General features: G+C 68.7%; 23 protein-coding genes and 1 tRNA gene. 8 read left to right on the plus strand and 16 right to left on the minus strand.

Annotated elements, in window-relative coordinates; all coding sequences use genetic code 11:
* Window positions 1–67: 67 nt before the first annotated feature.
* Together QO010_RS17710 and QO010_RS17715 are read right to left on the minus strand one after the other, a co-directional pair.
* On the minus strand, window positions 68–307 hold the full coding sequence (locus QO010_RS17710; RefSeq protein ID WP_307351353.1) for a GIY-YIG nuclease family protein: 240 nt from the start codon (window positions 305–307) through the stop codon (window positions 68–70).
* Between the two features lie 141 nt (window positions 308–448).
* A tRNA-Ile gene (locus QO010_RS17715) sits at window positions 449–521 on the minus strand.
* Between the two features lie 107 nt (window positions 522–628).
* On the opposite strand from QO010_RS17715, the gene QO010_RS17720 reads away from it, so the two are divergent.
* Window positions 629–1366, plus strand: coding sequence for an SIMPL domain-containing protein (locus tag QO010_RS17720; RefSeq protein WP_307351355.1), 738 nt, complete (start codon window positions 629–631; stop codon window positions 1364–1366).
* 19 nt (window positions 1367–1385) lie between these two features.
* Here the strand turns inward: QO010_RS17720 and QO010_RS17725 are convergent, their stop codons facing one another.
* A complete protein-coding gene (locus QO010_RS17725) occupies window positions 1386–1853 on the minus strand; it encodes a hypothetical protein (protein WP_307351357.1) in 468 nt (155 codons plus the stop codon).
* Window positions 1854–1957: 104 nt separating this feature from the next.
* Between QO010_RS17725 and QO010_RS17730 the strand changes: the two genes are divergently transcribed.
* Complete coding sequence (locus tag QO010_RS17730; RefSeq protein ID WP_307351359.1) at window positions 1958–2329, plus strand: GFA family protein; 372 nt, start codon at window positions 1958–1960, stop codon at window positions 2327–2329.
* Window positions 2330–2333: 4 nt separating this feature from the next.
* On the opposite strand, the gene QO010_RS17735 is transcribed toward QO010_RS17730, so the two are convergent.
* Together QO010_RS17735 and QO010_RS17740 are read right to left on the minus strand one after the other, a co-directional pair.
* On the minus strand, window positions 2334–2633 hold the full coding sequence (locus QO010_RS17735) for a winged helix-turn-helix domain-containing protein (RefSeq protein WP_307351360.1): 300 nt from the start codon (window positions 2631–2633) through the stop codon (window positions 2334–2336).
* Between the two features lie 11 nt (window positions 2634–2644).
* A complete protein-coding gene (locus QO010_RS17740; RefSeq protein WP_307351362.1) occupies window positions 2645–3274 on the minus strand; it encodes a hypothetical protein in 630 nt (209 codons plus the stop codon).
* A 145-nt stretch (window positions 3275–3419) separates the two neighbouring features.
* Between QO010_RS17740 and QO010_RS17745 the strand changes: the two genes are divergently transcribed.
* Window positions 3420–4340, plus strand: coding sequence for a glutathione S-transferase family protein (locus QO010_RS17745; RefSeq protein WP_307351364.1), 921 nt, complete (start codon window positions 3420–3422; stop codon window positions 4338–4340).
* A 46-nt stretch (window positions 4341–4386) separates the two neighbouring features.
* Here the strand turns inward: QO010_RS17745 and QO010_RS17750 are convergent, their stop codons facing one another.
* Window positions 4387–6180 carry a long-chain-acyl-CoA synthetase gene (locus QO010_RS17750; RefSeq protein WP_307351365.1) on the minus strand — a complete coding sequence of 598 codons (1794 nt, stop codon included), beginning with the start codon at window positions 6178–6180 and terminating at the stop codon, window positions 4387–4389.
* A gap of 134 nt (window positions 6181–6314) precedes the next feature.
* Complete coding sequence (locus QO010_RS17755; protein WP_307351366.1) at window positions 6315–7313, minus strand: aspartyl protease family protein; 999 nt, start codon at window positions 7311–7313, stop codon at window positions 6315–6317.
* Between the two features lie 307 nt (window positions 7314–7620).
* On the opposite strand from QO010_RS17755, the gene QO010_RS17760 reads away from it, so the two are divergent.
* Window positions 7621–8250, plus strand: coding sequence for a hypothetical protein (locus QO010_RS17760; protein WP_307351368.1), 630 nt, complete (start codon window positions 7621–7623; stop codon window positions 8248–8250).
* A gap of 70 nt (window positions 8251–8320) precedes the next feature.
* Here QO010_RS17760 and QO010_RS17765 read toward each other — a convergent pair whose 3' ends face one another.
* A complete protein-coding gene (locus QO010_RS17765; protein WP_307351370.1) occupies window positions 8321–9994 on the minus strand; it encodes an electron transfer flavoprotein-ubiquinone oxidoreductase in 1674 nt (557 codons plus the stop codon).
* An 83-nt stretch (window positions 9995–10077) separates the two neighbouring features.
* Between QO010_RS17765 and QO010_RS17770 the strand changes: the two genes are divergently transcribed.
* The gene (locus QO010_RS17770; protein ID WP_307351373.1) at window positions 10078–10902 is read left to right on the plus strand and encodes a uracil-DNA glycosylase; all 825 of its coding nucleotides are present in this window, start codon (window positions 10078–10080) and stop codon (window positions 10900–10902) included.
* A gap of 109 nt (window positions 10903–11011) precedes the next feature.
* Entirely contained in the window at window positions 11012–12655 is a 1644-nt protein-coding gene (locus QO010_RS17775; RefSeq protein WP_307351375.1) for a transglycosylase SLT domain-containing protein, read from the plus strand.
* Here QO010_RS17775 and QO010_RS17780 read toward each other — a convergent pair.
* The 4 genes from QO010_RS17780 to QO010_RS17795 form a co-directional block, all read right to left on the minus strand.
* Window positions 12652–13140, minus strand: coding sequence for a glycosyltransferase (locus tag QO010_RS17780; RefSeq protein WP_307351377.1), 489 nt, complete (start codon window positions 13138–13140; stop codon window positions 12652–12654). The genes QO010_RS17775 and QO010_RS17780 overlap by 4 nt on opposite strands.
* A gap of 35 nt (window positions 13141–13175) precedes the next feature.
* Entirely contained in the window at window positions 13176–14681 is a 1506-nt protein-coding gene (locus QO010_RS17785; RefSeq protein ID WP_307351379.1) for an MFS transporter, read from the minus strand.
* 99 nt (window positions 14682–14780) lie between these two features.
* The gene (locus tag QO010_RS17790) at window positions 14781–15203 is read right to left on the minus strand and encodes an SRPBCC family protein (protein WP_307351380.1); all 423 of its coding nucleotides are present in this window, start codon (window positions 15201–15203) and stop codon (window positions 14781–14783) included.
* Window positions 15204–15207: 4 nt separating this feature from the next.
* A complete protein-coding gene (locus QO010_RS17795; RefSeq protein ID WP_307351382.1) occupies window positions 15208–15861 on the minus strand; it encodes a glutathione S-transferase family protein in 654 nt (217 codons plus the stop codon).
* Window positions 15862–15977: 116 nt separating this feature from the next.
* On the opposite strand from QO010_RS17795, the gene QO010_RS17800 reads away from it, so the two are divergent.
* On the plus strand, window positions 15978–17117 hold the full coding sequence (locus QO010_RS17800; RefSeq protein WP_307351383.1) for a PA0069 family radical SAM protein: 1140 nt from the start codon (window positions 15978–15980) through the stop codon (window positions 17115–17117).
* 15 nt (window positions 17118–17132) lie between these two features.
* On the opposite strand, the gene QO010_RS17805 is transcribed toward QO010_RS17800, so the two are convergent.
* Window positions 17133–17543, minus strand: coding sequence for a hypothetical protein (locus QO010_RS17805; protein ID WP_307351385.1), 411 nt, complete (start codon window positions 17541–17543; stop codon window positions 17133–17135).
* Between the two features lie 5 nt (window positions 17544–17548).
* On the minus strand, window positions 17549–17986 hold the full coding sequence (locus tag QO010_RS17810) for a DUF2214 family protein (protein WP_307351387.1): 438 nt from the start codon (window positions 17984–17986) through the stop codon (window positions 17549–17551).
* Window positions 17987–18183: 197 nt separating this feature from the next.
* Between QO010_RS17810 and QO010_RS17815 the strand changes: the two genes are divergently transcribed.
* Window positions 18184–19011 carry a DUF1206 domain-containing protein gene (locus tag QO010_RS17815; RefSeq protein WP_307351389.1) on the plus strand — a complete coding sequence of 276 codons (828 nt, stop codon included), beginning with the start codon at window positions 18184–18186 and terminating at the stop codon, window positions 19009–19011.
* A gap of 8 nt (window positions 19012–19019) precedes the next feature.
* Here QO010_RS17815 and QO010_RS17820 read toward each other — a convergent pair whose 3' ends face one another.
* Together QO010_RS17820 and QO010_RS17825 are read right to left on the minus strand one after the other, a co-directional pair.
* On the minus strand, window positions 19020–20324 hold the full coding sequence (locus tag QO010_RS17820; protein WP_307351391.1) for a type II toxin-antitoxin system HipA family toxin: 1305 nt from the start codon (window positions 20322–20324) through the stop codon (window positions 19020–19022).
* Complete coding sequence (locus QO010_RS17825) at window positions 20321–20668, minus strand: helix-turn-helix domain-containing protein (protein ID WP_307351393.1); 348 nt, start codon at window positions 20666–20668, stop codon at window positions 20321–20323. Before QO010_RS17825 ends, QO010_RS17820 begins: the two co-directional genes overlap by 4 nt.
* Window positions 20669–20930: the final 262 nt, after the last annotated feature.

Raw genomic sequence — 20930 nt, forward strand, 5'->3', positions numbered from 1 at the left:
CCGGCGATCCTCCGGCGGATCGGCGCCGCGCCCAGGTTCCTAAGCGGATCTTAGGGCGCCGAGCGCGTCACAGTCGCTTCTTGGCGAAGGCGCGCCCCGAGGCGGTCTTGAGATATTTTTCGAATTGAAAGGCCTGCGCCTCGTCGCTGAAGGCGATGTAGGTCTTGAGCTCCCAAGGACGGTACTTCGCCGTGTGGAAGACCTCGCCCTTGTTGTGCTTCTCGAGGCGTGCGCGGAGATCGGCCGTGACGCCGACGTAGTGGTGCAGATCGTCGCCCAGGCTTCGCAGGATATAGACGTATTTCACTAGCTTCCCCTCGGCTCTCTCGACGGAGCGAAAGCTAATCACATCTGACGGTGGCCCGCCTACGCCTCCGGCTACGGCGCGGTCGCCTCGCGCTATTCTACGGGGAGCTTGCTGCGCCGTAGCGCGAAGCGCGAAGGCGAGTAGGCCCGGAGGGACTCGAACCCCCAACCAGACCGTTATGAGCGGTCAGCTCTAACCATTGAGCTACGGGCCTATGGCCGCCGGTTAGCACGGCCACAACGGCGCTTAAAGCTGCGGTTCAGGTTGAAGACGTTCTAAGGTCGGCGACGAGGCCACTCACGGACCTCGCGGGAGAAGAAGATGAAGTCCCTGTTCCGCGCCGCCGCCCTCAGCGTTCTGATCGTCGCCGGCGCGTCCGGCGCCGCCCTGGCCCAAACCGCGCCCACCGAAGCGGCCACGATATTCCAGGCCACCACGCTCAGCCTCTCAGCCTATGGCGAGACCCACGCCGCGCCCGACATGGCCACGATCAGCCTGGGCGTCCAGGTCGACGCCCCCACCGCCGCCGAGGCGCTGCGCGCCAACGCGGTGAAGATGAACCAGGTGATCGCCGCCCTGAAGCGCGGCGGCATCGCCGACAAGGACATTCAGACCTCGGGCCTCAATGTCTCGCCGCAGTATGTCTACCAGGAGAACCTGCCGCCCCGGCTGACCGGCTACCAGGTGACCAACCAGGTCACCATCGTGGTCCATGACCTGACCCGGCTGGGCCAGGCGGTCGACGCCTCGGTCAATGCCGGCGCCAATACGGTCGGCGGGGTCAGTTTTGGCTTGGAAGACAGCGACAAGGCCGAGAACGACGCCCGGTTTGAAGCGGTCAAGGCGCTGCAGATGAAGGCCAACCTCTACGCTTCGGCGATGGGCTACAAGGTCGCCCGGCTGGTCACGCTCAGCGAAGGCGGCGGCTATGCGCCCCAGCCGCCGATGCCGATGATGGCCTTCGCCCGCGACAAGGCCTCGGCCGAATCCACGCCGGTCCAGGCCGGCGAACTGAAGGTGCGGATCGACATCAACGCCACCTTCGAACTGGTGCGCTGAGCCACTGAGACAGGTCCGGCTAGAGCCCCGCCTTCGCCAGGGCGGGCTCCAGCCGGGCCTTGATCTCGCGGCCCGGCAGGGCGTTCACCCCCTCCATGTTGACGGCATAGACCAGCGGCCCGTGCTTGGCCCCCTCGCCCGCCGTCACCGGCCCTGACGCCCAGCCGACCCGGCTGGCGCCCCCCTGGATGTCGCAGCTCTCGGCGCGCTCGTCGCCCTTGGCCGCCAGGGCGATCAGGACGTCGGCGCTGATCACTGTCGGCGGAGTGCGGCAGTCGGTGAACTCGCGCCGGCAGATGCGGGGCTCGCCCAGGCGATAGACCACCTTGCCAGTGTCCTTCTCGGCCAGGATCACGCAGGTGGCCGGATCCCCGACCGCCGAGGCCACCGCATTGTTGAGCGCGTCGATGTCGACGCCGCCCGGGGCGGGCTTTTCGCAGGCGGTGAGCAGCAGCAGGGCGGCGAGGCAGGGAATGGTAGCGCGCATGGGATGTCCTCCGGAAACCCCAGAGTGGCCCTGTCCGGCTTGCGTCACAAGCGCCGGAACCTGGGGCCCGGCCGGCCATTCCCCTCCCGAACGGGAGACGGACCATGGCCCTGACCGGACGCTGCCATTGCGGCCGCAACAGTTTCGAGATCGATGGCGAACTGCCGGAGAAGCTGACCCGCTGCACCTGCTCGTTCTGCTCCAAGCGCGGCCACCTCTACGCCTACTATCGGCCTGAGCAGTTCAAGGTCCTCCTGGCCGACAGCGACGCGGTCTACCGCTGGAACACCCGCCAGGTGCACAACCACTTCTGCAGCGCCTGCGGCTGCGACCTCTATGCCGACAGCCCCGACTTCCAGCAGGACGGCTCCTGGGACGGCAAGAGCCGCCGCATCGCCGTCAACGCCCGCCTGCTCGACGATTTCGAGGCCGCCGACTGGCCGGTGATGGTCATCGACGGCAAACACCTGTGGTGAGGCTTCAGCGGCCCTCGACCAGTTTGCTGATGGCGTCGAGATAGGCCGAAAAGGCTTTGCGGCCGGCGGGGGTGATGCTGATCCGGGTCAGGGGCTTGCGGTCGACGAAGCTCTTTTCCACCCCAACATAGCCGGCGTCCTCCAGCTTGCGCAGGTGGGCCGAGAGATTGCCGTCGGTGGCCTGGAGCTTGGCTTTGAGAGTGTTGAAGTCGGCGGTACCGGCGCTGGCCAGGTAGGCCATGATGCCCAGCCGCACGCGGCCGTGGATCACTTCGTCGATATTGTCGATGTCGAAGCTGTCCATACGCCTGACCCTTAGATGGTGTCCGAAGGTTCCTGCCGCATCAGCATGAAGCCGGGCAGCACGGCCAGCAGCATCAGGGCCGCCGCATAGACCAGGAAGATCACCGGGCTGGTGCAGAACCAGGCGACGACCACCGCGGCGACATAGGAGCCGATGGCGGTCAGCCACAGCCAGGTCTTGCGGGCCATCGCCGCCGCCACCGACCAGCCGCCGCCGTAGAGCGCCAGGATCAGTGAGGGGAAGATCGCGGTGATGATGGGGCTGTGGGTCTTGTAGGCGATGACCGCGATGGCGCCCGAGAGCGCGAAAATGGTCCAGCCGACCGAGGCCCAGGCCATGCCGAACGCCCGATTGCCCGGCGAACCGGCGCCCGGCTTGCCGCCAATGCGCCGCCGCAGGACGGTCAGGGCCACGAAGAACACCGCCAGCGCCCCGCCCCAGATGATCAGCGGCGCCCAGCGCGTGCCCAGGCTCAGCTGGCCCGTCATCAGCGCCCAGTGGGCGACCGAGGCCAGGCCGAAGGTCAGTCCGGCGGCGACCAGGATGGCCCCACCCAGCAGCGGGGTCTGCTGACCTTCCTGCGCCAGGGCCTTCATGAAGGCGATGTCGTCCTTGAGGTTCTGTATCTGGTTGTCGGTCATGGCCCTGTCCCTTGAGTCCCCCGTTCTTCGATTCGGGGTCTCGTGGGTCGTCGTATGCGCCACTCACTTTGCATTGTAAAGTACTTTTTCTGAGGTTGACTGTCCGGAAGGCGCGCTAGTTTCTCTCCCCAGGGAGACCGCCAGCATGACCAGCGAACCGATTCTGCACCACTTCGACGCCTCGCCCTTCTCCGAGAAGGTGCGGCTGCTGTTCGGGCTCAAGGGCCTGACCTGGCGGTCGGTGGACATCCCCTCGATGCTGCCCAAGCCCGACTATGTGCCGCTGACCGGCGGCTACCGGCGCACGCCTTCGATGCAGATCGGGGCCGACATCTATTGCGACACCCAGGTCATCCTGGCCGAGATCGAGGCCCGCTGGCCCGAGCCCCGGGCGGTGCGCGGCGGGCTGGACTGGGCCGTGAACCTGTGGGCCGACCGGCTGTTCTTCGGCGCGACCGTGCCGATCATCTTCGGGGTGCTGGGCGACAAGGTGCCGGAGGCCTTCATCAAGGACCGCGAGGCGATGTCCGGCCGGCCGTTCGACACCGCCGCCATGAAGGCCGCCTCCAAACCGCTGGAGCAGCAATGGCGGGGCGAGGCCGCCTGGATCGAGGACCAGCTGGCCCAGACCGGCACGGGCTGGCTGCAGGGCGACAAACCCGGGTTGGCCGACATCGCCGCCTATATGAACGTCTGGTTCCTGGGCAACGCCCTCCCCGGCAAGGTCGAGACCCTGACGCCCGGCATGCCGCGCCTGGCCGACTGGCGCAAAGCCGTGGCGGGCATCGGCCACGGCAAGAAGGTTACGATGAGCTCGACCGAAGCGCTGGCCGTGGCGCGCGGCAGCGATCCCGCCCCGCCTCTCAAGCATGACGCCAATGACCCGCTTGGCCTCGAGCCAGGCGCCAAGGTGGTGGTGATGGCCGACGACTACGGCCGCGATCCGGTGGCGGGGACCCTGGTGGCGGCGACGCCCCGCAGCATCACCATCGCCCGTGAGGACCCGGCGGTCGGCCAGGTCAATGTCCACTTCCCGCGGGCGGGGTTCTTCGTGGTTCCGGGATAACCTTGTTTCTCCCTTCCTCCTCGATGGAGGAAGGGTTCTTCCAGCCCTACAGCCGGAACCCGCCCTCGATCAGCTTCGTGTAGCTGGCCTTGGTCAGCTTGACGTAGGCCTTCTTGGTCGGGTTGCGGAAATAGATCGGGTCCTTGACCCGGGTCGGATCGAAGCCGTCCGCCACCAGGTCGACCTTGCGGTATTTGAAGGTGCCGGTGGTGGCGATCTCGCGCTGTAGCCGTAGGAAGACCGGCTGGGCGTAGGCCGGCATATGGCCCTCGATCTCGGCCGAGAGTTTCGCCAGATCGAAGTCCTCGCCCACCGCCAGGGCCGCCATGCCGGCGCGGCCGTCCTGGCCGGTCACGGCGACGCCGTAGACGTTGGCCTCCAGCACGCCCGGAACCTGGGCCAGCTGCTCGGAAACCTCGCTGGTCGAGACGTTCTCGCCCTTCCAGCGGAAGGTGTCGCCGATGCGGTCGACGAAATAGATGTAGCCGTCGGCGTCGATCCGCATCAGGTCGCCGGTGCGGAACCAGGCGTCGCCCTTCTCGAAGACGTCGCGCAGGATCTTCTTCTCGCTGGCCGCCTTGTCGGCATAGCCGCTAAAATTGGAGCGGGCGTCCTCGCTGATCTTGCCCAGGCACTCGCCGACCTGGCCCGGTCCGCTTTCGATGCAGAAGCCGTCCGGGCCGCGCACCGGCGCCTCGGCCTCGACGTCGTACTGCACCAGGCGGACATTGAACTTCTTCTTCAGCCATTTGGGCACGCGGCCGATGGCGCCGGGCTTGGCGTCGAAGTTGAACATCGACACATTGCCTTCGGTGGCGCCGTAGAATTCCAGCACGTCGGGAATGTTGAAGCGCTTGACCATCTCCTCCCAGACATCGCCCCGCAGGCCGTTGCCGAAGGCCAGCCGCAGCTTGTGCGACCGCTCCAGCGGATGTTCCGGCTGGTTGATCAGGTAGCGGCACAGCTCGCCGATATAGACGAACATAGTGCAGCCCTCGGTCGAGATGTCGGTCCAGAAGTGGGTGGCCGAGAACTTCTTGCGCAGCACCACCGAGCCGCCGGTCAGCAGGGCCGCGCCCATGGCGCAGAGGCCTCCGGTGGCGTGATAGAGCGGCAGGGTCACATAGATGCGGTCGGTCTTCACCGCCCCGGTCGAGCCGGCGAACCCGCGCATATAGAGCTGGGCCCGCATGTGGTTGATGCGGGCGGCCTTGGGCATGCCGGTGGTGCCGCTGGTGAAGATGTAGAGGGCGGTGTCCCTGGCGACGATATCGCCCCGCGCCGTCTGGCGATCGGGGCGCAGCTGGCTGCAGCTCTTCAGCGCCGTGGTCAGGTCGCGCCGATCGCCCTGGACGGGGCCCAGCGTCCACTGCTGCATGTGTTTTTCGAGGTTGCCCCGGATGGCCTCGAAAGCCGGCGAGGTCTCGGCGTCGACCAGGCAATGCAGGGCGCCGGAGATGTTCAGGCAGTGGGTCAGGGCCTGGCCGGTCAGCTGGTTGTTGATCAGGGCCGTGCAGATGCCGACCTTGGAGAGCCCGTACCAGATCGGCAGATATTCCAGGCGGTTGGGCATGAACAGCGCCACCGTCTGGCCGCGGGTGATGCCCTGGCCCTTGGCCCAGTTGGCGTAGCGGTTGGCGATCTGGTCCATCTCGCCATAGGTGACGGTGCGGCCCTCGAAGGTGATGGCCGGACGGTCGCGATGCTCGTCGACGGCCTTTTCCAGGTCGTCGCAGATCAGGTTGGGCGAATCGGGCGCGATGGACTTGACCCATTTCAGGGTCCGGCTGAGGCCCTTGAAGAACCGCCAATCCCGCGCGAGCCGCGCCTGCCACTTCATGAAAAGGCCCCTCGTATCCGCCGCTCAGCAATGCGGCGCCCGCCGACCACGGGTCAAGGCGAGCCTGCCACCGGGGTCTTGCGAGGGCGTGAACGTGACCAAAAAAACTCACCTGAGGGGTGAATTTGGGCGCCTCAGATTCCCCTGATCAGGGTGCCGGTCGGGGCGTTCTGCCAGCCGGGCAGGTGGAACAGCACCTGGCCGCTGCCGAAATCGAGGTCGACCGAGGCGAATTCGCGCAGCAGGTCGACCCCGACCAGCAGGGCCGGGATGTCGGCCGCGCCCCAAAGGCTGAAGGTGTGCAGATCGGCGAAGACCATGGGCATGTTGAAGACGGTCAGGCCGCCGATCTTCAGCATGGGCAGCACGCCCAGCGAGCCGTTGATCTCGGCTCCGGTGGCGGCGATCACCGGGACGTCGGGGAAGCGGCTGGGATCGAGCGGCCGCAGCCGGGCGCCCAGTTTCCGGCGCAGGGCGGTGTTGCCGACCGTGATCTCCGACCCGGAATCCAGGAAGACGGTGATGTCCAGCGACGAGGCCTGGGCGTTCAGCAGGGTCAGCCGGCCGTCGCGGAAGCGGGCCTGGACGGCGATGGCGCCGCTGTCGCTGGGCTGCGAGCCGGAGCCCTGGATCAGCAACCGCCGCGATTTGAAGTCCATGGTCAATCTGCGCCCAGCAAGCTGGTCGACCCCCATCAGCCCGGCCCCCCCGATGGCGGCCTGGGGCAGCACGGCCATGGCGACCTTCTTGGTCAGCCGGCCGCCCAGATTGACCCGGTCGACGATGACCGTTGGCACGGTCTCGATGCCGACGACGGTATTCATCTGGATCGGTCGGCCGGGCCGCAGGTTCAGCGCCTCGGCGATCTCGCTCGACAGCACCGAATGGTTGGCCCCGGTGTCGATGACGAAGTCGTAGGGTCCCTGCTCGTTGAGCGTGACCGGCGCGGTCAGGCGGGAATAGAGATCGTTTCCCGCCCCGACCCCGACGCTGGGATCGAACAGCGGCGCGGTGGTCGGATTGGGCGTATCTCCCTGGGCCCTGGCCGTCAGGGGGGCCAGCAAGGGCGCGCCGAACAGGGCGCCGGTCAGCAGCGCCGCCAGGTTTCGTCTATTCAGCGCGTCTCGCCCCATGATGAGCCTGCTGGCCTTTCGGTCCTTCCCGGAACCCTTGCGGCGAAAGTTACACCCGCCCCGCCCGCGCGGCGAGCCCCGTCGCGCCGATTCCTTGACCTAAATGCGGCAAGATTTCGGCGCGCTGCAAAATTATTTCGGCTCGACTTTGCTACAACCCGCCACCTCAAGACCAATGCAGAGCAGTCATGAACTCCATGCATCGCCCGTCTGGAGAGTGATTGGCGTGTTCTGAACTGCTCTGTCGGGAACCGAACAGGCGAGCAGCCGTTGTGAAGGCGATCATCAACTTACTGGAGAGGCTCTCATGTCTTTCGATAGACAAGCAGCGCGCGCGCTGTTCAACAATCCGGAAAGCCGCGCCCCGGCCATGCCGGACCGGACCCAACGTCGCACCCTGCAGTCGACGCCCGAAACGCGGGCGGCCAGCGCGGTCAATCCCGGCATCGACGAGCACGGCGATCTCTATGCGCGCCTCAGCCGTCCGCCCAAGCGCAGCAAGGCCTCCATCGCCCTGCCGATCATGGTCGGCGTCGGCCTGCTGGCCGGCGCGGCGGTGCTGTTCATGGGCAAGCCGCGCACGGACGAAGCCTTGACGGCGCCCGCCCCGGCCGCGGTGACCACAACCACCACGACGCCCGCCCCGACCCCGGCGCCCGCCGCCGCGATCCCCGCTCCGGCCGCTCCGGTCGCCGTGACCCCGCCCCCCGCTCCTGTCGCCGCCGCTCCGGCCCGCCCGACTGCCACGGTCCGCGCGGCGCCCGCCCGCCCGGCTACGCGTCCGGCGCCCCGTCCGCGGACTTCGGCTCCGACCGTGACTACGCCTGAGCCGACCCCGGTGAACCCGCCGACCGCCAGCGCACCCTCGACCCCGGCGCCGATTGTGCTGCCGCCGCCGCTGCCGACCCCGGCGCCGGAACCCACCGCGCCGCAGTAACGGCCAACTGAAAACGAAGAAGGGCGGTCTCTCACGAGGCCGCCCTTTTCCGTGCGCGCTCAGTCCAGCGCTACATGTTCGGATAGTTGGGCCCGCCGCCGCCTTCGGGCGTCGTCCAGTTGATGTTCTGCGACGGGTCCTTGATGTCGCAGGTTTTGCAGTGGACGCAGTTCTGGGCGTTGATCTGGAAGCGGGGGTTCTGGCCCGCCTCGTCATACAGCACCTCATAGACCCCCGCCGGGCAGTAGAGCCGGGCCGGCTCGCCATACTTGGGCAGGTTGACCTGGATCGGAACCGAGGGGTCCTTGAGCTTGAGATGGGCCGGCTGGTCCTCCTCGTGGTTGGTGGCCGACAGGAAGACGCTGGACAGCTTGTCGAAGCTCAGCACGCCGTCGGGCTTGGGATACTTGATCTCGGCATAGTCCTTGGCCAGGCCCGTATAGGCATAGTCGGCCTTGCCGTGCTTGAGCGTGCCCAGGAACGAGAAGCCGCCGGTGATCGAGGTGATATGCATCTCGATCATGCCGAACACGCCGCCCAGGAAGGTGCCGAACCGCGAGAGCAGCGGCTTGGCGTTGCGCACGATGCGCAGTTCCTTGGCCACCCAGGACGTCTTGAAGGCCTCGGGATAGGCGGTCAGCTCGTCGCCGGCCCGCCCGGCCTGGATGGCCTCATAGGCGGCCTCGGCGGCCAGCATGCCGCTCTTCATGGCGTTGTGGCTGCCCTTGATGCGGGGCACGTTCACGAACCCGGCCGAGCAGCCGATCAGCGCCCCGCCCGGGAAGGTCAGCTTGGGGATCGACTGCCAGCCGCCCTCGGTGATGGCGCGGGCCCCGTAGGCGATGCGCCGGCCGCCCTTGAGGTGCTGGGCGATCGAGGGGTGGTGCTTGAAGCGCTGGAATTCGTCGAAGGGCGAGATCCAGGGGTTCTTGTAGTTGAGGTGCACGACGTAGCCGACGGCCACATAGTTGTCGTCGAAGTGGTAGCAGAAGCTGCCGCCGCCGGTGTCGTTCTTCAGCGGCCAGCCGAAGCTGTGCTCGACCAGGCCCTTCTGGAAGTTCTCGTCGGGGACCTGCCAGATCTCCTTCAGCCCGATGCCGAACTTCTGCGGTTCGGCGTCGTCGCAGAGGTTGAATTTTGACTGCAGCACCTTGGCCAGCGAACCGCGCACGCCCTCGCCGATGAAGACGTATTTGCCGTGCAGCTCCATGCCGGCCTGGTAGTCGTCCTTGTGGTGGCCGTCCTTGGCGATGCCGACCACGCCGACGACGACGCCCTTCACCGAGCCGTCCGCGTTGTAGACCAGGTCCGAGGCCGCGAAGCCCGGATAGATCTCCACCCCCAGCTCCTCGGCCTGGGTCGCCAGCCAGCGGCAGACATTGGCCAGCGAAGCAATGTAGTTGCCGTGGTTGTGCATCAGGGCCGGCATGGCGAAGACCGGCAGCTCGATCTGGCCCTGCGGCCCCAGCATCAGGAAGCGGTCCTTCTTCACCGGGGTGGTGATGGGCGCGCCCTTGTCCTTCCAGTCGGGGATCAGCTCGTTCAGCGCCTTGGGATCGATCACCGCGCCCGACAGGATATGGGCCCCGACCTCGGAGCCCTTTTCCAGCACCGCCACGGTGACCTCGGTCCCGGCCGCCGCCGCCAGCTGCTTGAGCCGGATCGCCGCCGCCAGGCCCGAGGGCCCGCCCCCGACGATGACGACGTCGTATTCCATGGCTTCGCGTTCGACGTCTTCGGACATGGTCTCAACCCCAGTTGCCTGCCCGTTATTCGAAGGTGACGCGCGGGTGGTCAAGAACAAAGCGGACGGGGTATGAAGAGGCGATGTCCTCTGCCCTCTCCTCCAACGTCGAGAGCCTGCTCGCCTTCTGGGCCGAGGCCGGGGTGGATGCGAGCTATGCCGAGGCCCCGATCGACCGCCTGGCGGAGGGCGCAGCCCGGCTGAAAGCCAAGACGCCGGCCCCGCCGCCCACGCCCCTGCGTTCCAGCGCCACGGCCGCCCGGGCCCCCGACATCGGCGCGGCGCTGACCGAGGCCCGGGCCGCCGCCGCGGCCGCCGAGGACCTGGAGGCGCTGGCCGCCGCCATCGCCGCCTTCGACGGCTGTCCGCTGAAGTTCGAAGGCGCCAAACAGTCCGTGTTCTTCCGGGGCGTCCCGGACGCGGCCCTCGTGATCATCGGCGAAGGCCCGGGGGCGGACGAAGACCAGCAGGGCGCGCCCTTCGTCGGCCGGGCCGGCAAGCTGCTGGACCGCATGCTGGCCGCCGCCGGCCTGACGGGCCGGGTCTTCATCACCAACACCGTCTTCTGGCGCCCGCCCGGCAACCGCACCCCGACCCCGACCGAACAGGCGGTCTGCGCGCCCTTCCTGCAGCGGGCCATCGAACTGGTGAACCCCCGCATGCTGATGCTGGCCGGCGGGGCCTCGGCCAAGTCGGTGCTGAAGCGCGAGGAGGGCATCCTCTCCCTGCGCGGCCGCTGGTTCGAATGGACGCCGGAGAATTTTGGCGAGGGCGAGAGCGCTCTGCAGCCCCTCCCCGCCCTGCCCACGCTTCACCCGGCCTTCCTGCTGCGCCAGAGCGCCGCCAAGAAGAAGGCCTGGGCCGACCTGCTTCTGCTCACCGAGCGACTGGACCGGCCGGAGCGCTAGGCGCCCCTCTTGCAGTTGGCCTTTCCGGTTATCCCAGAGAGAGAACCGGCTTCCCCCATCGGCCGGTTGGGACTATCAAACGACGCTTCGTCGGGGAGAGGGCCCATCCATGGCGCTCAACAGGCGCACATTGTTCCTGACTGGCGCCGCTTTCCTGGCCGCCACGCCCGCCTTCGCGGCCGGGCCGGAAGTGCTGACGCCCTGGGACGAGAAGATCTACCGCGCCGCCTTCGCCGCCGCCGAGCAGGGCGATTTCGAGTCCGCCGAGAACGCCCTGAGCAAGGTCAAGGACCGCCTGCTGGTCGGCCAGGTCATGCTGGCCAAGCTGATGCATCCCAGCGCCTACCGCGCCAGCTATGACGACCTGGCCGAGTGGCTGGAGGACTATTCCGACCAGGCCGGCGCCGAGCGGGTCTACGCCCTGGCCGTGCGCCGCCGCCGGACCAATGGCGACCAGCCCAGGACCCCGCCCTTCCTGACCGCCGCCGCCGGCTGGCAGCGGGTCGAGAGCGCCGCCACGGCGGCCGGGGCTGGGACCACCAGCGCCGACCGCTCGTTCCGGGCTCGCGACGCCTACTATTCCGGCGATGTGCCCAGGGCCCTGACCCTGGCCAGCGCTTGTGGCGAGGACTGGATCGTCGGCCTCGCCTGCTACCGCCTGCAGCGCTTCGAAGAGGCGGCCACGGCCTTCCGGCGCGTGGCTGGCGACGAAGGCAATGACGAGTGGCTGCGCTCGGGGGCCCATTTCTGGACCGCCCGGTCCCTGGCCTCCGGCAACGCCGACCCAGGCGACGTGATCGAGTCCCTGCGCGCCGCCGCCCGCACGCCCTGGACCTTCTACGGCATGATTTCGGAGCGCAAGCTCGCCCTCTGGGGCGAAAAGCTGAGCTTCGCCACGCCCAGCCGGTTCAACCCGCTGCTGATCCGCGCCTCGGCAACCTGCGCGCCCGAACCGGTCCCCGCGCCCGGCCTTGGCCTCATCAAGTCCAGCCCCAGGGCCCGCCGCGCCGCCGCGCTGATGCAGGTCGGCCGGCCCGTCGACGCTGGGCAGGAGCTGCGCATCGGCCTGGCGCTCGCCGACACCGACAAGGCCCGCCGCGAGTGGCGGGCCCTGATCCTGGCCCTCAACGCCCCGATCACCTCCGACGCCGACCGGCCCAGGCCGACCCCGGCAACTCCGGGCGCCGGCCGCAAGCCGCGCAAGTCGGGCCCGGAGGAGTACGCCGCGCCGGAGCTCTGGCCGGACGGCGGGTTCACACTCAACAAGGCGCTGGTCTATGCGCTGGTCCGCAAGGAGAGCGGCTTCAACCCCTTCGCCGTTTCCAACGCCGGGGCGGTGGGCATGATGCAGCTGCTGCCGGCCTCGGCGGCGCGGGCGGCCGGCGACGACAACCTGCTGACCAACATCCTGCCGCTGTTCGACGGGCCCACCAACCTCAGGATCGGCCAGGACTATTTCACCTGGCTGATGGAGCGGGGCCTGGGCGGCGGTCCGGCCGGCTATGACGTGCTGCGGGCGGTGGCGGCCTACAACGCCGGGGCCGGCACGGTGCTCAATACGCTCAAGAAGTTCGGCTCCGACACCGACAGCCTGCTGCTGATCGAGAGCCTGCCCGCCCTGCAGACCCGCGACTATGTCGAGAAGGTCGTGGCCGGCTACTGGGCCTACCGCCGCAAGTTCGGCGAATCGACCGCCACCCTGGACGCCGCGGCCCGGGGCGAGAAGCTCATCGACATCCGCATCGACCGCTAGATCAGCTTCACCGGCAGCCGGGTCAGTTGGCCGGAGCCCAGCCGCAGCGGCCCGGTCGCGAAGCTTCCGCCAGCCTTCAGAAGCTCCCGGGGAACCAGCAGTCCCAGGCCATGCAGCGCCGCCCCTTCGCCGCCCAGCATGCCCAGCAGGCCGCCGCCGCGAAACCAGCCGGCCTTCAGCGGCCGCGCCGACAGGTGGGCGGCCACCGCCTCCTCCCAACCCGGCGAGAGCCGCCGTCCCGCCGGCAGGATCAGCAGCCAGTCGCCCTTGGTCGCCGCACAGCCCTCGGCCACCCGCCGGGCCAGGGTCGTCCTGACGATGCGCGCGCCGGCGTCGTCGGCCAGCTCCAGCGTGGCGTCGGTCGAGCCGCCATCGGCCACCACCACCTCGCGCACCAAGCCATCGACGGCCGCCGTCACCAGCGGGGTCAGGGTGGCGGCCAGCGCCCGCGCATCGTTGAAGGTCGTCACCACTACCGAGATCATCGGCCCATCAAGCCGCCCCGGCCTTGGGGGTCAAGCTATCCGGTGGCTCCGGCCCGGCGCTGCTCCAAAGCCTCGCGGATCAGTTCGTGGTCCTTACGGGTCCGCCGGTAGCCCAGCAGGATCACCACCGCCACGCCGGTGATCACCGAGGCGCCCGGCCCATAGGCCAGGCCCAGATTGCGGATCGTCTCGGCCGGCACGGCGACCACCAGGGCCTTGCCGGCGGCGTCGAGGCCGTGCGGGAAGCCGATGACGTCCAGGATCAGGCCGCCGAGCATGGCGCCCAGCCCTGTCGAAGCCTTGGCCGCCAGGCTGATGCCGGCGAAGAACAGACCCTCGCGCCGGGCCCCGAACATGTGCTCATGCTCGTCGGCGGCGTCGGCCATCATCGACTGGAAGCCGATCAGCGCCATGCTGATCCCGACGCCGGACACGGCGGCGAAGATCGACAACAGCAGCACCGCCGATCCGGGCGGCAATAGTCCGCTGACCTGCAGCGCCGCCGGCGCCAACTGGCAGAGGCCGACCAGGAAGACGCCGGTCAGCGCCACGACCCGCTTCTCCACGACCTGGGTCAGGCCCGCCGCCAGGAACACACCCAGGAAGATGCCGACCAGCCCCACCAGGGTGACGAGCAGGATGGCCGAGGTCGGCAGCTTCCAGAAGTAGGTGTTGGCGTGCAGGGTCAGGGCGGCGGCCGTGCCCATTGAGATGAACAGCACCAGGCAGCCGATGAACAACACCCGGAACGAGGGGTTGCGGAACACCTCGGCCACTTCGGCCAGGAAGCTGGCCAGGCTGGTGGTCTGGCCCGGTGCGGCGGCGTGCAGGCGACCGCGGGCGCTGAGGGTGCCGAAGCTGCTCAGAGCCGCTCCGGCCAGGATCACCGCGCCGCAACTCCAGGCAAAGGGCGGATAGGCCTCGCGATGGGTCTGTCCGCCGATCCCCTTCATGAAGACGCCATAGGCCAGGAAGGCGGCGGCGAAGGTTCCCAGGACGGTGAACAGCACCCGGGCTGCGACGATCGTCGAGCGCTCGCGATAGTCGTCCGAAAGCTCGGCCCCAAGAGCGATATAGGGCACCTGGAAGGCCGAGATGCAAAACCGGACCACCAGGATCAGGGTCAGGGCGTAGGCGAAGAGGGCCCAGCCTCCCAGCCCCACCGGTATCGAGAACAGCAGGCCAAAGCCCACCACCAGCGGCACGGCGCTGGCGATCATCCAGGGGTGGCGCCGGCCGTGCCTTGAGCGGCTGTTGTCGGAGAGCGAACCGACCAGGGGATCGACAAAGGAATCCACCACCAGGGCAACGCCAAGCGCCAGGCCCGCCAGCGAGCCGGACATGCCGCAGACCACCGTCAGGTAGAACAGCAGCAGATAGCTGAGGGCGAAGACGGCGGTGTCTTGCACCAGCGCCCCGGAGCCATAGACGGTGAGCATGCCCAGGCCCAGCTTGCGGCCACGGGCGGTGTGGTTGGCGCTGGGGTCGGTTGGTGGCGGAGCGAGGGGGTTAAGCGGGGTATCGACGATTTCAATAGTCAAAGATGGGTTCCCCCGGGACGCTCGTTGGCTGGCCCCATCGCCTATCCATAGAAGGCTGCGGGGCGGACGCCAGAGCAAACTGACGCCCTTGACCTCAGGTCAGTCCAGCCCTCCGTGCGGCGCGCCGGTCCCGGTCTCCAGATAGCGCTGCAGGCTGAACAGATACTGCGCCCAGCCCGTGGTGGTCCGGGCATAGGCCTCGTCCGCCGCCGCCCAGCCGCGGTGGGAGAAGGCGATGACGCTGGCCTCTCCCGCGTCCTCCAGGTCGAACTCGATCCAGGTCCCCCGCCAGCCGGGCAGGTTGGAGTCCAGCACCCGCCAGACCAGCCGGCCCGGCGGCTCCAGCGCCTCGACCCCCAGCCGGGTGACCCGGCTGCCGGCGAAGAAGCGGACCTCGCCGCCGCCGGCGTCGAGATCGGCGTCCCGGGTCCACCATTGCCGGACATCCGCGCCGGTGGTCAGGGCGCTGTGGACCCAGGCGCGCGGGGCCGGGACCGTCAGGCGGTGCAGGATGTCCGGCATGGCCTCAGGCGGCCAGAGCCGCCACCCGCTCCCAGGTGGTCGCGCCCATGCTGGGCCGGGCGTTCATCCGCGCCAGCCAGGCCGCCAGGTTGGGCCGCCCCTCGGTCAGCGGGCCCCATTCGGGCATTTCCTGGAAGAAATCGACCTGCGGCGCGATCAGCAGATCGGCCAGGGAGAGCGTCTCGCCGGCGAAGAAGGCCTGGTCGCCCAGCGCCCGCGACAGCTCGGCGAACACCGCCTGGGCCCTGGGCATGGCCTCGGCGATGGCGGCCTCGTCGGGGGTCAGCCCCATCAGGCGCGGCCCGATCACCCGCTGGAAGCCGATGACATTGTTGACGCCCTGGAAGAGATACCAGTCGCTGACATTCATCATCTGATCCATGCGCGCCGCCGCCTTGGGATCGGCCGGCGTCAGGGCGGGCCCCGGCAGCACCCGGTCGAGATAGCGCAGGATGGCCTGGGTCTCGTAGAGCAGGAAGCCGTCGTGCTCGAGCACGGGAATGCGGCCGAAGGGATGGCGGGCCAGGTGCTCGGCCGCCTTCATGCCGCCGGGCGGGACCAGGTTGAACCGGCAGGCGGCCCCCTTTTCGGCCAGGGTGGCCAGGACGGCGCGCCCGAATGGGCTGCCGGGAATGCTGTGCAGGATGAATTCGCTCACGGCTGATCTCCATTGCGTTAGCCTGCGCTAACCGTAAGCCATTGCTGACGCTTTCGTCAAGCCCGTGATGTAGGCGAATGTTCTTGTTTTGTTCATATGATGGGCGATACTGGGCCATGGCCTCCAATCCCGTTCCCGCCCGCGGCCGCGGCGCGCGCAGCAACGCCAGCGGCCGCTTTGAATCCCACGTCAACGAGGGCTTCGACGACGGCTGGACCGACGATGACGCCGAGCCCGTCCAGCTGCAGACCACGGTCACGCCTGAAAAGGCCAAGACCATCATCTCCAAGAACGACAGCCCCGACGTCGGCTTTTCCCGTTCGATTAATCCCTACCGGGGGTGCGAGCACGGTTGCATCTACTGCTACGCCCGCCCGGCCCACGCCTATATGGGCCTCTCGCCGGGCCTCGATTTTGAATCAAAGTTGTTCTTCAAGCCCGGCGCCGCCAGGCTGCTTGAAAAGGAGCTGGCCGCGCCCCGCTACGCGCCGGCGGTCATCCATATCGGCGGCAATACCGATCCCTACCAGCCGCAGGAGCGGCGGCTGAAGGTCACCCGCGAGGTGATCGAGGTGCTCAGCCGCTTCAACCACCCCTTCTCGATCATCACCAAGTCGGCCCTGATCCTGCGCGACCTGGACCTGCTGGCCCCGATGGCCGAGCGTGGCCTGGTCCGGGTCGCCGTCTCGATCACCACCCTGGACCGCGCCCTGGCCCGCAGCATGGAGCCCCGGGCCGCCACGCCCGAACGCCGGGTCCAGGCGGTCAAGGCGCTAAGCCAGGCGGGCGTGCCGGTCGCGGTCATGGCCGCCCCGATGATCCCCGGCCTCAACGATCACGAGCTGGAGGCCATCCTGGAACGGTCGGCCCAGGCCGGCGCCCGCTCGGCCGGCTATGTGGTGCTGAGGCTGCCTCGGGAGATCAAGGACCTCTTCAAGGAGTGGCTGGAGACCGACCACCCCGACCGGGCCCGCAAGGTGATGTCCCTGGTCCGCCAGATGCGCGGCGGCAAGGACTACGACGCCGAATGGGGCAAGCGCATGCGCGGCGACGGCCCCATCGCCGAGTTGCTGTCAAAGCGGTTCGCGGTGGCCAAGAAGCGGCTGGGCCTGGATACGCCGATGCCCCGCCTGGAGACCGGGTTGTTCCGGGTGCCCGGGCGGCTGGGGGCGCAGCTGGACCTGTTCGGCGGTCTGGCGAGCGAGGCGGCCGCGCCGTTGCCGACGGTGGGGTTTGGAAGTCTGGGGCCGCAATGAAGCAGGCTGGCGGACCTACCGACCCGTCGAACCGGCGTGTTGCGAACGGAAGCGCGGATCGACCGGGACGGCGCAGCCTTTCAGCCGCACGCGGCATTCCTTGGGGTCGACCAGGTCGGCGACGCAGGCTGACAGCGAATAGGGATAGACGCGGCCGCCGGCCTCGCAGCGGTCGAGTTGCACCCATAGCGAAATATACTCGCCCTGGTCGGTGCGCGAGTTGAGCAGCAGGGCGCCGCCGCCGTGGCTCAGATGCTCGGCCCTGGCGACGCTGACGGGCCGGCTGGCCCCTTCGACCGTCAGGCCGATGTCGGTGATCCGCCCCGACCAGCCCTCGTCGCTGGCCAAGGTCATCGGCAACAGCCGGGGCGCGGTGGTGGCGCAGGCCGCCAGCAGGATGACGCCCAGGAGTCCCAACCTGGTCATCCGCCTCAAAACCCACCCAGCCCCCGCGCCATCGCCGCCGCGAACGCCGGCAGCAGGGCGAACAGCAGCACCTGGATCCACAGCAACCGCCGCACCCCGGCGACCTCGCTGTCGCTGGGCGCCACCCCCGCCTTGCGCCAGCGCAGATAGGCGACGGTCGGGGGCGCCGAGAGCAGGCCGATCACGACGAACGTGGCGATCTTCGCCCAGAAGAATTCATTGTGCGAATAATAGAGCCAGCCCTTGGCCGCCATCGTCGCCCGGGCAAAGCCGACGACCAGGATCAGTCCGGCCAGGATGCCGTACCAAAGGTCGATCGCCGCGACCCGCCGCACGGCCGCCGCGTCCAGTCCCCGGCGCACCAGGACCAGTTCACTGACCAGGACACCGAACAGCGCAAAGATCGCCAGGTGGTGGGCTATCGCCAGGCCAAGGTCGAGCATGGGCGGTGACTCCAAGGATTTCGCCGCCCGCAGATTGGACCGATCGGAGGTCGGTCCCAAACCATAAATCCGCGTTCGCCCAAGCATTTGAACTTAAAGGCCGTCTCGATGGTTACAGCGCCATGCCCACGGACGTCCCCTACCCTACCGATACGACGCCGTGGTCCGCGCCCCGGCCCTGGCCGATTCTGATCGCCATGACCGCCCGCGTCGGCTATGCGGCGCGCGCGTCGGTTTATCTGAGCATTGGCGCGGTGGCGCTGCTGGCCGCGTTCCGCGTCTCGCCGCATGCCGTGGGCGCCCTGGCGGCGCTGGAGGCCTGGGGCGAGTGGCCGCCGGGCCTGGCCCTGCTGTGGATCGCCGGCCTGGGCCTCTACGCCTTCGCCGTCTGGCGCGGCCTACAGGTGTTTGCCGACATCGACAGGCTGGGCAATGGCCGGGGCGCCCTGATCGAACGCGCCGGCAAGGCGGTCAGCGGGCTGATCTATGCGGCGCTGGGCCTCTCGGTCTTCGGGCTGATCGACGCCATGCAGGACCTCCACCAGTTCGACGACCAGGCCCGGACCCAGGCCTGGCTGACCCAGGTGCTGGCGCAGTCCTGGGGCCGGCCGGCGGTGGTCATGCTGGGCCTGATCATGGTCGGCGGCGGGTTCGGCAATGCGGTCCGGTCCGGGGTCAGCGACTTTTCCCGCAGCCTGAACTGCCGCAAGCAGTTGGCCGACTGCGCCGAGGTCCTGGCCCGCTGGGGCTATTTCTGCCGGGGCGTGGCGCTGCTGGTGGCGGGCGTGGCCGTGACCCTGGCCGGCTGGCGCGCCGACGCGACCGCCGCCGACGGCCTGGGCGGGGCGCTCGAGCAGATGAAGGCCCTGCCGTTTGGCCACGCCATCCTGGCCTTCGTCGCCCTGGGCCTGATCGCCTTCGGCTTTTTCGGGCTGATCAAGTCGGGGTTTCGCGAGTTGAACATGGTCAACCGGCCTTCGCGGTCGGAAAAATCAGCGGGACCAGAGCCGCAAATTTCCGCTTGATCGCCGCCTCACCCGGCCACTACCCGCACCCGCAGGGTTCCGTCGATCGCCGCCCGCCATTCCGCCGCCACCATGGCCTCGTCGGCGAACCGCGGCCAGTCGGCCACCGCGTCGGCCACCTCGCGCACGATCCGCGCCGCCGTGGCCCGGTTCAGCGACGCGGTGCGGGCGGTTTCGATGAAGTCGGCCGCCTCGAAGTCGGCGCACTTGCCGTTCATCGACATCTGGTGGTGCGAGGTCCACAGCCCGGCGGGGTTGTGGCTCCAGGCCATGTCGAAGGCCGGCGACAGGCGCCAGGCGCCGGAGCGGTCCATCAGGAAGGCGATGTTCTTGACGTGATCGCCCTGGTTACGGGCCAGCACATTGAACACCATGCGCCGGTACTGCTCCTCCAGCGCCTCCATCCCCAGGCCCAGCCGGCGCATGATCTGCAGGGTCTGCTCATAGCTGTGGGCGCCCGGATCGTTGAAATCCAGATGGGCCAGGGCGGCCAGAGACTGCATGTGCAGCTTGCCGCCGCCCTCCAGCCGGTCGAAGCGCCTGACCATGAAGTGCCGCCGCCCGCCCTCCTCCAGCAGGCGGCAGGGCGGCATGTCGATGCCGGCCGCGCGCGCCATGCGGGCATAGGCGTATTCCACCGCGCCATAGCCCCGCGGATCGGCCAGCGCCTTGTCGCGATTGCCCTCGACCCCGTCGAGTTTCAGCAGCCAGTATTCGAAACCCTCCCCGGCGGCGACCTGACCCGACCGCAGGGCCTGGGTGGCCGGGTTCCAGGCGACCACCGCCTTGGCCCGCGCGCCGCCGGCGCAGTCGCCGACCTTCAGCAGCTCGCCCAGCCCGGCGGCGTCCGCGCCCTCCCCGGCCCCCGGCTGTCGCCTCTGGGTCAGCACCCGCGAGGCCTGTTCGACCAGGACGTCGACCCGGATCGGGGTGGCCTGGCGGGGTCGCTGGCCCAGCGCCGGGCCGAACTCCAGCGCCCCCATGCCCCGCGCCCCGGCATAGCGAAGCCGCTCGACGGCGTTAAAGCCGCCCGCCGTCCGGCCCTGGCTGGCCAACCAGGCGTTGACCAGGGTGGTCCCATAGCGGTCGGGCAGGCTGTCGGCCAGCAGGCCGGGCAGGCCATGGAAGCTGGCCATCGGCAGTTCGGGGAAGCGCCGGACCCGCACGCCCAGCGGCATGGCCAGCGGCGACAGCTGGATGCCGCTCTCAAGGAATTCCGGCGCGTACTGGAAGGCGGCGTGGCGCGCCCCGGCGGCCAGCGACACCGCCCCGATCCGCGATCCCCACAGCCGCACCTCCGCTTCGGTGCTCATCCCTCATCGGCCCAGCGCCAGGCGGCAGGCTTGACCGTCGCCGGCGCGCCGCTGGCCCGCCGCCGCTCGCGGCCTCGGCGCTCGACCAGGGCGATCGGACTGGGGAGGGCGGCGGGCAGCATGGCTTCCAGCGATTCGATGCGGCCCAGAGCCCGCAGCACCCGGACCAGATTGGCCGCTTGGCTGGACTCGCCCGCCTCGATCCGCGCCAGGGTGCGCTCGGAGACCCCGGCCGAACGGGCCAGCTGCGCCTGGGTGACATTGCGATCCAGCCGCGCCCGCGTCAGCCGCTCGCCCAGCTCGGCCAGCACCGCCTGGTCGGTCAGATTGGATTCGAATTTCATAAAGAGACACCTTTGTCCGGTTACTCGTCGTCGAAACAGTATAGATGTCAGATTTGGCTTGTTATAAATTGACGATAACCAGACATTATTTACTTGTATCAGCTATTTACGCGTATAAATAGACAAATTTGGCAGATATTGCTGGGTTTAATGAGCTCGACGCGGGCGCCGGCGGAGGGCCCGCTGTCGCGCACAGCGCCCCGCCTACCCGCCCTGTGGTTGGCTCTGGGAGCCACAGCGGCGGCAAGGGCGCGCCCATCGG

Origin of the sequence: Caulobacter ginsengisoli, assembly GCF_030814835.1 — a bacterium.
GTDB classification, from domain to species: Bacteria; Pseudomonadota; Alphaproteobacteria; order Caulobacterales; family Caulobacteraceae; genus Caulobacter; species Caulobacter ginsengisoli.